Source organism: Neobacillus sp. OS1-32, from assembly GCF_030915425.1.
Taxonomy (GTDB): domain Bacteria; phylum Bacillota; class Bacilli; order Bacillales; family Cytobacillaceae; genus Neobacillus; species Neobacillus paridis.
This window is the reverse complement of record NZ_CP133263.1, coordinates 3,017,686-3,031,051: the sequence shown is the minus strand read 5'-3', so window position 1 is coordinate 3,031,051 and position 13,366 is coordinate 3,017,686. Positions and strand designations below refer to the sequence as shown.

At 42.2% G+C, this 13,366-nt stretch carries 11 protein-coding genes and 1 riboswitch; of the genes, 8 read left to right on the top strand and 3 right to left on the bottom strand.

Annotation, left to right across the window (positions count from 1 at the left end; translation table 11 throughout):
• Positions 1-13: 13 nt before the first annotated feature.
• The 3 genes from RCG24_RS15020 to RCG24_RS15010 all read left to right on the top strand — a co-directional run bounded on the left by RCG24_RS15020 (position 14) and on the right by RCG24_RS15010 (position 3,804).
• Complete coding sequence (locus RCG24_RS15020; protein WP_308077395.1) at positions 14-1,198, top strand: MFS transporter; 1,185 nt, start codon at positions 14-16, stop codon at positions 1,196-1,198.
• 205 nt (positions 1,199-1,403) lie between these two features.
• Positions 1,404-3,227: an APC family permease gene (locus RCG24_RS15015; protein ID WP_308077394.1), complete on the top strand. Its 1,824-nt coding sequence runs from the start codon at positions 1,404-1,406 to the stop codon at positions 3,225-3,227.
• A 53-nt stretch (positions 3,228-3,280) separates the two neighbouring features.
• A riboswitch (guanidine-I (ykkC/yxkD leader) is annotated at positions 3,281-3,414 on the top strand.
• A 51-nt stretch (positions 3,415-3,465) separates the two neighbouring features.
• Entirely contained in the window at positions 3,466-3,804 is a 339-nt protein-coding gene (locus RCG24_RS15010) for a hypothetical protein (RefSeq protein ID WP_202656439.1), read from the top strand.
• Positions 3,805-3,806: 2 nt separating this feature from the next.
• Here the strand turns inward: RCG24_RS15010 and RCG24_RS15005 are convergent, their stop codons facing one another.
• The 3 genes from RCG24_RS15005 to mgtE all read right to left on the bottom strand — a co-directional run bounded on the left by RCG24_RS15005 (position 3,807) and on the right by mgtE (position 7,330).
• Positions 3,807-4,400 carry an undecaprenyl phosphate transporter UptA gene (locus tag RCG24_RS15005; RefSeq protein WP_202656438.1) on the bottom strand — a complete coding sequence of 198 codons (594 nt, stop codon included), beginning with the start codon at positions 4,398-4,400 and terminating at the stop codon, positions 3,807-3,809.
• A gap of 212 nt (positions 4,401-4,612) precedes the next feature.
• Entirely contained in the window at positions 4,613-5,800 is a 1,188-nt protein-coding gene (locus tag RCG24_RS15000; RefSeq protein WP_308077393.1) for an FtsW/RodA/SpoVE family cell cycle protein, read from the bottom strand.
• 171 nt (positions 5,801-5,971) lie between these two features.
• Positions 5,972-7,330: a magnesium transporter gene (gene mgtE / locus RCG24_RS14995; RefSeq protein WP_202656436.1), complete on the bottom strand. Its 1,359-nt coding sequence runs from the start codon at positions 7,328-7,330 to the stop codon at positions 5,972-5,974.
• 312 nt (positions 7,331-7,642) lie between these two features.
• On the opposite strand from mgtE, the gene RCG24_RS14990 reads away from it, so the two are divergent.
• The 5 genes from RCG24_RS14990 (at position 7,643) to RCG24_RS14970 (ending at position 13,293) form a co-directional block, all read left to right on the top strand.
• Positions 7,643-8,419: a hypothetical protein gene (locus tag RCG24_RS14990; protein ID WP_202656435.1), complete on the top strand. Its 777-nt coding sequence runs from the start codon at positions 7,643-7,645 to the stop codon at positions 8,417-8,419.
• Positions 8,420-8,772: 353 nt separating this feature from the next.
• Positions 8,773-9,852, top strand: coding sequence for a D-alanine--D-alanine ligase (locus RCG24_RS14985; RefSeq protein WP_308077392.1), 1,080 nt, complete (start codon positions 8,773-8,775; stop codon positions 9,850-9,852).
• 50 nt (positions 9,853-9,902) lie between these two features.
• Complete coding sequence (murF, locus tag RCG24_RS14980) at positions 9,903-11,282, top strand: UDP-N-acetylmuramoyl-tripeptide--D-alanyl-D-alanine ligase (RefSeq protein WP_202656433.1); 1,380 nt, start codon at positions 9,903-9,905, stop codon at positions 11,280-11,282.
• A gap of 53 nt (positions 11,283-11,335) precedes the next feature.
• Positions 11,336-11,533: a hypothetical protein gene (locus RCG24_RS14975; protein WP_308077391.1), complete on the top strand. Its 198-nt coding sequence runs from the start codon at positions 11,336-11,338 to the stop codon at positions 11,531-11,533.
• Positions 11,534-11,829: 296 nt separating this feature from the next.
• Positions 11,830-13,293, top strand: a complete 1,464-nt coding sequence (locus RCG24_RS14970) for a degradosome RNA helicase CshA (protein WP_308077390.1) — start codon at positions 11,830-11,832, stop codon at positions 13,291-13,293.
• Positions 13,294-13,366: the final 73 nt, after the last annotated feature.

Genomic DNA, 13,366 nt, shown 5'->3' with positions numbered 1-13,366 from the left:
ACTTTAACCTTATATGGAAAAAGCGCTAAGTAAAGAAAAGATCTGGACAAAAGATTTTATTCTAATAGTATTTGCTAACTTTTTTATTTTCCTTGGTTTTCAAATGACATTGCCCACGATTCCGCTTTATGTCGAAAAATTGGGTGGGAATGATCAATTAATCGGTTTTGTCGTGGGTATCTTTACCTTTTCGGCATTACTTCTGCGCCCGTTTATCGGGAATTGGCTGGAAACAAAAGGACGCCGCTTAATTTATTTGACCGGCTTAACCATTTTTGTTGTATCGGTCGGTTCTTACGGCTTCTTGACCAGTATCGCGTTATTGTTTATCATGCGGGTTATTCAAGGGGCCGGCTGGGGGTTTTCGACCACGGCTTCCGGTACGATCGCGACTGATTTAATCCCGGCTGCGCGACGCGGCGAGGGAATGGGCTATTTTGGTTTGTCAGGAAATGTGGCCATGTCGATTGGTCCATCGCTTGGACTGATCTTAACCGGTATCTTGTCATTTAAGCTATTTTTTCTGATCTGCTCCGGTTTAGGGTTAATGGCTTTATTGTTATCTACAAGGGTGACGTATCGAAAAGTTGACCCAGAGACCAAAAGAGCCAGGGCTAAGCTGGATATCTATGAGAAAACGGCCTTAAAGCCTGCGGTGCTGATGTTTTTCCTAACGGTTACGTTTGGCGGGATTGCTTCGTTTCTGCCATTATATACGGCACAAAAACATATCTCCGGCATCCAATGGTACTTTATGGTTTATGCTCTTTCATTGATACTGACCCGGACCTTTGCCGGCCAGCTGTATGATCGAAAAGGGCATCAGGCTGTGTTTATACCGGGGACATTGTTAGTGTTCATTGCCATGCTTTTATTGGCGTGGCTGCCAAGCAGTACCATCCTTTACACGGCAGCAGTATTATACGGTTTTGGCTTTGGAACCGTACAGCCTGCACTACAGGCATGGTCGATTGAAAACACACCGGTTAATCGCAGGGGCATGGCCAATGCTACCTTTCTTTCCTTTTTTGATTTGGGAATCGGCATCGGTGCAATGGTTTTCGGGCAAATCAGTCACTTGTTCGGATACAGCACCATTTATCAAACGGCAGCAGTATCCGTGTTTCTCTCCATGCTGCTCTATCTTCTTTTCTTATGGAAAGAAAGAACTAATAACGTAGTAAAAAGAATGGAATAGGAACCGGCTTAAACATTTATATTATAAAGTAAGCATGAAGATAAGCTTCATGCTTTTTTGCTTTAGTTAAAAGAAGAATCCAATTTTTCAAATTCATCTCAAAGCATTGTTACCTAAATTGTCAAAAGAAAGTATTTATCTTTACGGACATTTCGTGATAAAATCATTCGGTAATTTTTCAATAACTTCAGGTAGGTGACTTCCCTTGCGTGCTTCTATAAAAAGAATATTAATTGGCCGACCGTTAAAATCAACGGAATTAGGCGAACAAAAATTGAATATCTTAAAGGCTCTTGCGATTCTGTCTTCTGATGCGCTCTCATCAGTTGCCTATGGAACAGAGCAAATTTTGATTGTTCTGGCATCGATCAGTGTGATTGCAGCCTGGTATTCCGTACCGATTGCGATTGGGGTTTTGTTTTTATTAGCTGCGCTCATCATCTCTTATCGGCAAATTATCTTTTCTTACCCGCAAGGTGGGGGAGCGTATCTTGTGTCCAAGGAAAATTTAGGCGAGAAGGCCGGTTTGATTGCCGGTGGTTCGTTATTAGTGGACTACATATTAACGGTAGCGGTAAGTGTATCTGCGGGGACGGATGCGATTACCTCAGCGTTTCCGGTATTACATGCACATACTGTATTGATTGCTTGTCTTCTTGTTGTTGTGATTACGATCTTGAATCTGCGCGGATTAACGGAATCGGCGACGATTTTAGCCTATCCGGTATACTTGTTTGTTTTTGCATTGTTCATTTTAATTGTCACAGGTCTTTATAAAATCGCTACAGGCCATGTATCGCAAGGTCTGCATGCGCCGCTTGGAACACCTGTTCAAGGGATAACCTTATTTATTTTATTAAGGGCTTTTGCTTCCGGCTGCTCGGCGTTAACCGGGGTAGAAGCGATCTCCAATGCGATTCCGAATTTTAAAGAACCGGCGCCAAAAAACGCGGCCAAGACACTCATTTTAATGGGTTCCTTATTGGCCCTGATGTTTTCCGGGATTACTTTTTTAGCGTATTATTACGGCATTGCCCCAAAACATGATGAAACTGTTGTTTCACAAATCGCCAGGGAAACGTTCGGGCGCAATATGGTTTACTTTTTTATTCAGGGAACAACTGCACTCATTTTAGTGTTGGCGGCGAATACGGGATTCTCAGCCTTCCCATTATTGGCTTACAATCTGGCAAAAGATAAGTATATGCCGAGAATGTTTACGATCAGAGGAGACCGTCTTGGCTATTCAAATGGAATCGTATCTTTGGGAATTGCCTCAATCTTCTTGATCATTATCTTCCAAGGGCAGACGGAGCAGTTAATTCCGCTTTATGCGGTCGGGGTATTTATTCCATTTACCCTGTCGCAAACCGGGATGATTATCAAGTGGGTTCGCGAAAAACCGGCCGGATGGACCGCGCGGCTTAGTGCGAATTTAATCGGGGCAGTGATTACCCTAACCGTACTGATTATATTCTTTTTAACCAAATTTACTCATGTTTGGTTTGCTGTCGTCTTTTTGCCGATCATTGTGACGATCTTCCTTAAAATTCACCGTCATTATCGGGATGTTGGCGAACAGCTGCGAATCCATTCGGAGCAGCCAGCGATTGAACCGGAGGGAAATGTGATCATCGTTCCGGTTGCCGGAATTACAAAGGTAGTTGAACACTCCCTTAACTATGCGAAAACATTAGCAGATCAAGTATATGCCGTCTATATTTCCTTTGATCGTGAGGATGAAAAACGATTTGAGGAAAAATGGCGGCAAGCCTATCCGGATGTAAGGCTTGTCACGCTGCAATCGCGCTATCGCAGCATACTGCAGCCATTAGCCAAATTTATTGATACAGTCCAGCATAAAGCAAAAGAGAGGAATTACGAAGTGACCGTGTTGATTCCGCAATTTATCCCGAAAAAGAGCTGGCATAATATTTTGCACAATCAATCTGGTCTATTGATCCGCTCCTATCTGATCTATAGGAAAAATGTGATTGTGACCACCTTGCCATATCGTTTTAAAAAGTAAAAAGGACGTGCTGTTCGCGGTTTTGTGTGGTAAAATGACATTAAAATTGAAAATAAATGGTTTTCTAGGGTTCCGTGATTTGAGAAAGTCAGCTGGTCCGAGAGAAAACACACAGAACCGCTATTCAATTGTCCAGTTTCGCACTTCAGTTGTTCTGTGTCCACGGAAGGATAAAAGCCTGGGAGATACTGATTATCAGTCATCTCTTGGGCTTTTTGTTTAATAGGAGGTTAGAAAAATGGCTTTTTTGGTTGAAAATAAGTGGATGATCTTAGTCTGTCTTGAGGTGTTGGCATGGTCCTCGACCTTTTTTCTCCTATATGCGCGCTATGGCTTGCAATCAAGTTTTTGGTTTAAGGTAGCCACGATTTTATTCGCAATCACCGGAGTAATTCCCCAGGTGTTGATGGGAATTGTCAATTTTATTTCTACCAGAAAAGTAGATTTGTTTACCTTAATTATTGTCCTTCTTATTCTCTATGGCTTTACGATTGGCAAAAGTCATGTCAGGAAGCTTGATGCTTGGGCTCAGGAAAAGTTTTCGCGCCAACCGTCCAAAGAAGAAACCACCGATTGAAGTTATTCGGTGGTTTTTCGCGTTTTTTGGATTAAAAAATAGATGGCGCCAATCACAACCGCAGCAATGATGAGCGGCATGACATATGGCTGGGCATATTCTTTAATATGAGCCCAGTTACTGCCTAATACTTCTCCTAAATAAAGGAAGAGGACAGTCCAGGGGACGATTGCCGCCACCGTATATAGAATAAATTTAGAAATCGGCATTTTCGCGATACCGGCTGGAATGGAAATGGCATGGCGAACTACCGGGATGAATCTGGCCGTAAATATGACACCGGCACCGTACCTGCGAAACCACAGCTCAGCCACATCGATATGTTTCTTTTTAATCAAGACATATTTTCCGTATTTCTCTAAGAATGGCCGACCTCCATAATATCCAGCCCAATACAAAAAGACTTGTGCCAGTGTTCCGCCAATTGTGCCGGCAATAATCGCCCCAAAATAATTAAGATGACCTTGGGATATCATGTAACCGCCGTATCCTAAAACAATTTCACTTGGAATAATCTCAATCATTAGTCCTAAGGCTATGCCTAAATAGCCCAACTGTGCCAAAAAGTCTAAAATTGTAAAAATAAATTCCTTCATAGCGCACCCTTTTTTTAAGTAATCTTCATTTAGTTTATAACACTTTGTCTCATTATCAAATAATTATGGCTTGTTTCCGGGAAACATTCCCAAAATGTTTTCACATCAAACCGCTTCAATCGAAATATAAGAGGTTCCTATGTTCCGGTTGAAATGGCTGGAACTCTAACAAATGCAGAGAAGCGGCAGAGCATAGACCTGCCGCCTGCTGATCAGATATTTAATGATTTATCTGACGAGAACATGTAGTTTCGATGATGAAAGTGGATACTGTAAACCAACCCCATGGCAAACATATTCCCCATCAGTGAGCTGCCGCCATAGCTGATAAATGGCAGCGGAATCCCGGTAATTGGCAGCACTTGAATCGTCATCCCGATATTTTGAAATACATGGAAGGCAATCATGCTGATAATCCCGGTACAGACATACGAATTAAAGGGATCATTGGTATCCAATGCCGTCTTGATTAAATGATAGATGAGTAAAAAGTAAAGGCTGATAACGATACTGCCGCCGATAAAGCCGTATTCCTCGCCAATCACGCTGAAAATAAAATCTGTATGGGCTTCGGGAACATACACTTCACCGTTACGAAACCCCTTGCCAGAGATAAGTCCTGAACCGATGGCACTTAATGATTTAACCAAGTGATAGCTGGAACCGCTGGCATATGTATAAGGATCGAGCCAGGAATAAATCCGGTTGAATTGGTAGGTTGGGACATGCAAGTATTTTTCAAGGAGTTCTGGCATTTTCACGACAAGATAGATGATCCCGGTGCCAAGAGCCGCCGCCGCCCCGTAGATCGGCACAATGATTTTCCACGAAATTCCGGAAACAAGAATAATCCCGGTCAAGATGGATAAAATCACGAGAGCGGTTCCCAGGTCCGGCTGGAGCATAATTAAGCCAACCGGTGCTGCCGTAGTAATGCCAAGCTTCAAAAGCAAGATAAAATCTGTCTTTAAAGTTTTTATCGGATTTTTCTCATGATGCGATGTAATTACCCGGCTGAGGGCTAAAATCAAAAACACTTTAACAAATTCAGATGGTTGAATTTGTCCGAGTCTTCCAATTAAAAACCAGCTTTTTGCGCCGTTTCTAATCGGTGCTATACTCTCAGGGGCGATGTATACCCCGATCAGCAGCAGCAGCCCAAAACCATATAAGATCCACGCCAGCTTTTTGTATTGAAAGCTGTCAAAAAAGATGGTAACTGCTATAATGACCGCGCCAACGCCGTACCAAAAGATTTGGTTCACCATGAAGTTCCGGCCCACGTACTGTCCGGTAGATTGTGCACTGTAGATAGCAATGCAGCTAATCAGAAAAAATAAAAATAACAGCAGTGTTAGGGTCCAATCAAACCGATCATTTTTTTTCATATGTTCATTCATAGGCTTCACCTATTCATTTCATTTTTGCCCAAGTTGAAGCGGAATACTATTTCGCTTCTGAGTCACAACAATAATGTATGTTATGCAATATAAAGCATCCCCTATATAGATAACGTTTTTTCAGCAAGAAAGGTTTCAGTTTTTTGCCAAAAGACAAGGTTGTTTCGCTACTTATACTAAATATTGTAAAAACATTGTCGCAATCCCAAAATAAGTGAGCAATGAGAAAATATCATTAAGCGTTGTGATCAGGGGCCCTGATGCTACTGCTGGATCAATTTTTAAACGGTAAAGAATCAGCGGGATGACCGTTCCGGCTAGCGTTCCAATAATAAGGGTGAAAAATAGGGAACAGCCGACAACGATTCCTAAAATGAAATTCCCCCGCCAAATATAGGCGATGATCGAGATGAGCACAGCGCAGGTTACACCAATGCAAATGCCAACCCCAAGCTCGCGCATCACTAAACGAAAAATGACCTTTTTATTAATATCATGAGATATCAGGCCGCGGACAACCACTGCCAGAGATTGGGTTCCGGTGTTTCCGGTCATACCGGCAATCATCGGCATAAAAAAGGCAAGGGCGACGACTTTCTGCAATGTCTCTTCAAAACCGCTGATAATTCTGCCGGAAATAAGTCCGATAAATAATAACAAAATGAGCCAGGGAAGCCGTCTGGCGGCTGCAACCAATGTTTTCGTTTCAAAATCAATGGCCTTCCCGGATGCTGATAATTTTTCAATATCTTCATTTGCTTCTTTAATGACAACATCGAGAACGTCATCAACGGTTACAATCCCGACAAGTACATGGTCCTCATCGACTACCGGAACAGCAATAAAGTCATAGCGTTCAACAGTTTGGGCGACAACCTCCTGGTCGGTCGTGACGGTGACATAAATGACCCGCTCATACATGATTTCGTTAATTTTTTCACCTGGTTCTGCTAAAAGTAAATCACGATAGGAGACAACGCCAACAAGTCGGCTGTTTTCATCAATCACATATAAATAGTTAAGTGACTCGGCATATTCGGCAAAGGATTTCAACTTATCGACGGCTTCTCGAACAGTATAGTAGTTACGGATCCAGACAAAGCGGTTTGTCATTAATCGGCCGGCTGTTTCCGGTGGATATTTCATAATATCCTGAACCGCGTTTGACTCTTCCTTGTTCATTTCAGATAGAAAGGAGTCCTTTTTCTCCGGAGACATTTCATGCAGTAATGTTGCTAAGTCATCATTGTCCATTAAATTCAGCACTTTACTGGACTTTTCAATTCCCAGTATATTCAATAAATCGAGTTGTTCCTCTTTATCAAGCTCTTCCATCAGGTCAGCAAGAACGTCAAATTTTAAAAAAAGGAGGAACCGGTGTCGGTGCTTTTCAGGCAGCTCCTGATAAATTTTAGCCACATCATAAGGTTGAAGCTCATCAATCATTGCCTCAAATTCTGCTTTTTTATTTTCTTTTAAGGTTTTAATGATATATAAGCTAATTTCATTTTCTGTCATATCTTTAATCATTTCTCGCTCACCCTTTCCTGTGTGACTTACCTAAATAAAAAATGGCAGATTTGTGGTCAATAAATTAGACAGAAGATCAATAATAGGTAAAAATAGTATGTGTCAATATATTGCAAATTCTTATATCAAAAAATGACAACAATGTTATCATAGCTTATTTTTTGTAAATAAAATGAAATAAGCTATTTGATCTATTTTTTGTTAAAATAAGTAAGTATGAACGAAGCATCTGGAAGTTATTTGACAACTTCCTTTTGAATAAAGTATTGAGAATCGTTTGGCATCTTTCTCATCGAACGGAGGAGTTTGGCAGTGAAAAAGCATCATCAAGACATACGGGACCTTATTTATGTTCATTTAAATCAAACAGATCAGTATGTCATTTCTCATGGTATCGAATTTGCTGAGTTTGTTTCAACCTTTTCAGGAACATTAAATAACCTGCTGCTGTTGGAGCACCGCTTTGATGATGCTGATTTTAACATGCATACATTACTTGAATATTGTCCGGTTGAAAGAATTAATAAACTGGCAGCTGAGGATGTGTACGGATACGGGAATTTTTGCTGGATTGACTTTATTGAAGAAGATGTTCTGAATGAACTGACCGGTCAGGAAATGGCAGAATTGTTATATTTGGGCCACCACAAGCATCATTTAAGGCTCCCTTTTTATAATAAATTGGGCAATCGCTTTGTTTATTTAGCTAATGATGATGGCTGGTACAATAAAACGTATTATCGCACTTTTAAGGATTTCTTTCAATTGTTTAGTATCGTCATCTCCCATAAACTCGGAGGATTAAGAGTGGAAAAGTCACTGCTGGGGATCCGCAAAAAACGGGTGTATCCGCCGGTAAACAAAGAAATTCTGCTTACCTTAACACCATTAATTAAAGAAGGAATTTGTCTTTCATTAAGAGATGCTGACCACCAGCGGACCAGGATAGAAATTCCCATTTGGGTGCTCGGTGATTTCGCTAATATGGATGATATGTATGAGGAGTATTTGCAGATTTCCCGAGACCGTTCTCATGCCAAAATTATTTTTGACAAAAAAACAAAAGAGTGGAAGCTAAATGTGAAGTAAATGCCTGAGACTGAACCAGTCCTAACGATGGGGGACTGGTTCTTTTTAGCTAATAAGAGAGTATAAATTCAACTACGTCTCTGTCTTCGTCTTTAAGGACTCGCCAAGCGACGAGTTTTCATTTAAGAGAACGATTCATTGATAACAAGGATATTAGAAAACCAGCCGGCTATTTGTTAAAATTCTGATAAATTTTTGATCGTTCGTTTTTAAGCAAGCTGTTCAAGACATAAAATAGTTTAAAGTTGCCGAAGTACGCCTTTTTTCCTAAATAAAAAAACATATCTGAAATTATTTCTTTGCTTCCATAAAGTGATAAAATAAAACATGAGTGAAAAATTGGAGGTAGACCGATGAAAACAAAAATAGGTTTGTTGTATGGAGGAAAATCTGCCGAGCATAAAGTATCATTGCAAACAGCGATGGCAGTCATGAAAGCATTAGATCTGGAAAAATTCGAAATTCACCCGATTTACATAGATGTGGAGGGCCGTTGGATTAAAGGTCCTGAACTGACCGCGCCGGTGGAAGACGTGAAGGCACTGCAGTTTTCAGAGGGGGACAAATTATCCCCGGCAGCCTTGGCCCCGGCCGTATTCCAAGCTTCCGAACAGGAAAAGGATTCGCTTGATGTGGTTTTTCCGTTACTGCATGGGCCAAATGGTGAGGACGGGACGGTTCAGGGGTTATTCGAACTGTTAAATATCCCATACGTTGGGAATGGCGTTCTTGCCTCTGCAGCGGGAATGGATAAAGTTTTAATGAAAAATATTTTTGCCCAAGCGGGACTTACACAAGTTAACTATGTTTCATTTCTTAAAAAAGAATGGGAGCAAGCCAAAGAAGCAGCCTATGCAAAAGTTGAAGCCGAGCTTGACTATCCTTGCTTTGTAAAGCCGGCTAATCTCGGTTCAAGTGTCGGCATCAGCAAATGCCGGAATCGGGCAGAATTAGAGGCTGCGTTCGCAGAAGCCTTCCAATTTGACCGAAAAGTAATTATTGAACAGGGAGTAATCGCCCGTGAGATTGAGATTGGTGTGCTTGGAAATGATGAACCGGAATGCTCCGTGGCCGGTGAAATCGTCCCGAAAAAGGATTTCTATGATTACACAGCAAAATATGAGGACGGAAATACCGCGCTGATTATCCCTGCTGATATTACAGCGGAGGAATATCAGCAATTAAAAGACATGGCGATTCGCGCCTTCAAAGCTTTGGATTGTTCGGGACTTGTCCGTGCCGATTTCTTTTTAACAAAGGATGGCAAGGTGATCATTAATGAAGTGAATACGATGCCCGGGTTTACGCCATTTAGCATGTTCCCATTATTATGGAAGCATACAGGGCTTGAGTATCCGCAACTAATTGAACGCCTCGTTAACCTGGCAAAAGAACGGCATGCTGAGAAGCAGCAAATCAAATACACTATCTAAAGACACGGCAGGAGCCATGTCCGTTCTTATCTACAAGGAGGGATATGAACATGATCAAACGGTCTGTGCAGCAGATTGCAGAAATAATTTCGGCAAAAAATGATCTAAGCCGATTTTCTCAAATACAAATTTCCGGAGTGACGATTGATTCCAGAAAAATTGCACCGGGGAATTTATTTGTTCCCTTTAAAGGCGAGCACGTGGACGGCCACAAATATGTTGAGGAAGCGATTGGCAAAGGTGCTGCTGCTGCGCTGTGGCAGGAGGATGTTCCCAATCCACCGCGCCATTTGCCGATTATCATTGTGGAAGACTGCCTCGCCAGTTTGCAGGAATTGGCCCGGCAATATCGTCACGAATTAAATCTCAAGGTTGTCGGCATCACTGGAAGTAATGGTAAAACAACGACAAAGGACATGACGGCAAGTTTATTGGCGACAGCCTACAAAGTCCAAAAGACGGAAGGGAATTTTAATAACCATATCGGTTTGCCATTAACGGTGTTAAGTCTGGAAGAGGACACGGAAATTGCTGTTCTCGAAATGGGGATGAGCGGCCGGGGGGAAATCGCCCTTTTAACAAAGATTGCCTGTCCGGATGCGGTTGTAATCACTAATATCGGTGAATCTCATTTACTGGATCTTGGCTCGAGAGAAGCAATTGCCGAGGCCAAACTTGAGATTTTGCAAGGGCTAAAACCTGGGGGTCTCGCTGTCCTTCATGGCGACGAACCGTTGTTAATGGAAAGGATTCAGCAGCATCAAGGCAATATTGAAGTGCAAACCTTTGGCAGAAATGATAATAATGATTTTTATCCAATCGAAATCACGCAGCTGGAACAAGGAAACCGTTTTAAAATTAACGCGGCAAATGAAACATTTGAACTGCCCATTTTGGGAACCCATAATATTCTCAATGCACTTGCCTCAATGTTGATTGCTCGCCATTTTTCCATTCCGTTTGCAAAAATCAGCGAGGCGCTCCAGAAGGTTAAGCTGACGAATATGCGGATGGAGTTGGTGGAAGGACGTCACGGTGAAAAAATTATTAATGATGCCTATAATGCCAGCCCCACCTCGATGATGGCGGCAATCGAATTGGTGGCCAATCTCAACGGCTTTGAACGGAAGGTCCTCGTATTGGGCGATATGCTTGAACTTGGCCCTGAAGAGGAGCAATATCATCAAAAAATTGGTGCCGATTTAAATCCTGAACAAATTGATTTGCTATTTACGTATGGCAAACTTGGCGCCCAGATTGCCCATTCTGCAAGAGAAGTTTTAGGTGCAAACCGGGTGTTTGCGTTTTTCGATAAAGATGCCTTAGTGCAACAGTTAGAGCAGCATGTCAATAAAGACACGCTCGTGTTGGTTAAAGCATCTCGTGGAATGAAGTTAGAAGAAGTTGTCAAAGCATTACAGAAGGAATAACCTTATTGGTAATGGATGGATTCCAGCAACAATTGGCGGATAGCATGCTGTAATTGGCGGGGGAGCACATTCCAATTGGCGAGAAATACACTCCAACTGGCGAAAAGAGTGCCCCAATTGGCGAGAAACACACTCCAACTGGCGAAAAGCGCACGCCAATTGGCGAGAAGCACACTCCAACTGGCGAAAAGCGCACGCCAATTGGCGAAAAGCGCACCCCAATTGGCGAGAAACATACTCCATTAGCATAATGCCAACCAAGTGGCCACCATTCCCCGAAATGCAGGACAACCCGTTTATCCTGCCTTAACGGGAGTACGACCCAGCGGGTTTAAATTTCACTTTATTGCAATATATGTATGAAAATGTTATGATTATTTTCAGCATGTCTAGAAATTGACGAAATGAAGGCATACTCCTTTGGAGGAATGTCTTTTTTTGGTAAAATAAAGATGTTGCGTAAATTCGAATAGATCCGTATCGTGAGAATAGATTCGGCACTAGATATATACAATAATTTTCAAATAGACGAAGGAGAATGAAAACATTGACGAAGTTTGAAGAACTAGGAATAAGCCAAGCGACATTAAAGGCTGTCCTCCGCATGGGATTTGAAGAAGCTACTCCAATTCAGGCAGAAACCATTCCACTCAGCCTTGCGAATAATGATGTGATCGGCCAGGCACAGACAGGAACAGGTAAAACAGCCGCTTTCGGAATTCCATTAGTAGAAAAGGTTGATAAACAACTCGAAGCCATTCAAGGGATTATCATTGCACCAACACGAGAGCTTGCGATTCAAGTATCGGAAGAGCTTTATAAAATTGGTGCAGGAAAGAGAGTCCGCGTCCTGCCAATCTATGGCGGTCAGGATATCGGCCGGCAAATTCGTTCGTTAAAAAAAGCACCGCATATAATTGTCGGGACACCAGGACGTCTCCTGGATCATATTAACAGAAAAACGATCCGCCTTGACCATGTTCATACTGTTATTCTCGATGAAGCAAATGAAATGCTAAACATGGGATTTATTGAGGATATCGAAACGATTCTTGCGGAAATTCCGGAAGAACGGCAAACGCTGTTATTCTCAGCAACGATGCCAGCGCCGATTCAGCGGATTGCTGAAAAATTTATGAAGGACCCTAAAGTGGTTCGTGTGAAAACAAAGGAAATGACTGTTCCTTCCATTGAACAATACTACTTGGAAGTACAGGAAAAAAATAAATTTGATGTATTAACCCGGCTGCTTGATATTCAAGCACCAGAGCTGGCAATAGTGTTTGGACGGACGAAACGCCGTGTAGATGAATTATCAGAAGCGTTGAATTTAAGGGGATACACTGCCGAAGGAATTCATGGCGATTTAAGCCAGGCAAAACGGCTTTCAGTTCTCCGCAAATTTAAAGAAGGATCCATTGATGTTCTGGTTGCTACAGATGTGGCAGCTCGGGGGCTGGATATCTCGGGTGTCACCCATGTCTATAATTTTGATATTCCACAAGACCCGGAAAGCTATGTTCACCGCATCGGCCGTACCGGACGTGCTGGAAAAGCCGGCATGGCGATGACATTTGTAACACCGCGCGAGAAATCGTATCTGTTTGTTGTCGAGAAAACAACGAAACGGAAAATGGAACGGATGAAGCCGCCGACCCTTGATGAAGCGCTGGAAGGTCAACAGCGGGCTGTCGTCGATAAAATTTTACAGTCGATTGATAACAATAATCTGCAATATTATAAAGCGGCTGCAGAAGAGTTGCTGGAAACGAATGATGCTTCAACCGTAGTTGCTGCTGCATTGAAAATGTTAACGAAAGAACCGGATACAACACCGGTGAAATTGACGGAAGAAGCACCACTTCCACAAAGACGGGATAAAAAACCGTTTGATCGTGACCGTCGAAGAAGAGATGAGTCACGCGGGTTCAATAGCGACCGTCGAAAAAAGGCTCCAATCAAACCAAGAAGCGGCGGTAAATCATCAAAACCACGAAGCTATAATCATTAATTAAAAAACAAGAAAGCGTTCTGATGATAGTAGGACAGAAGCGTGCGAACCGCTCGTTGATAAATGGAACAAG

Excerpts from the sequence above, each read along its gene's own strand:
- RCG24_RS15020 (WP_308077395.1), top strand. The coding sequence starts at position 14 with ATGGAAAAAGCGCTAAGTAAAGAAAAGATCTGGACAAAAGATTTTATT.
- RCG24_RS15010 (WP_202656439.1), top strand. The coding sequence starts at position 3,466 with ATGGCTTTTTTGGTTGAAAATAAGTGGATGATCTTAGTCTGTCTTGAG.
- RCG24_RS15005 (WP_202656438.1), bottom strand. The coding sequence starts at position 4,400 with ATGAAGGAATTTATTTTTACAATTTTAGACTTTTTGGCACAGTTGGGC.
- RCG24_RS15000 (WP_308077393.1), bottom strand. The coding sequence starts at position 5,800 with ATGAATGAACATATGAAAAAAAATGATCGGTTTGATTGGACCCTAACA.
- mgtE (WP_202656436.1), bottom strand. The coding sequence starts at position 7,330 with ATGATTAAAGATATGACAGAAAATGAAATTAGCTTATATATCATTAAA.
- RCG24_RS14985 (WP_308077392.1), top strand. The coding sequence starts at position 8,773 with ATGAAAACAAAAATAGGTTTGTTGTATGGAGGAAAATCTGCCGAGCAT.
- murF (WP_202656433.1), top strand. The coding sequence starts at position 9,903 with ATGATCAAACGGTCTGTGCAGCAGATTGCAGAAATAATTTCGGCAAAA.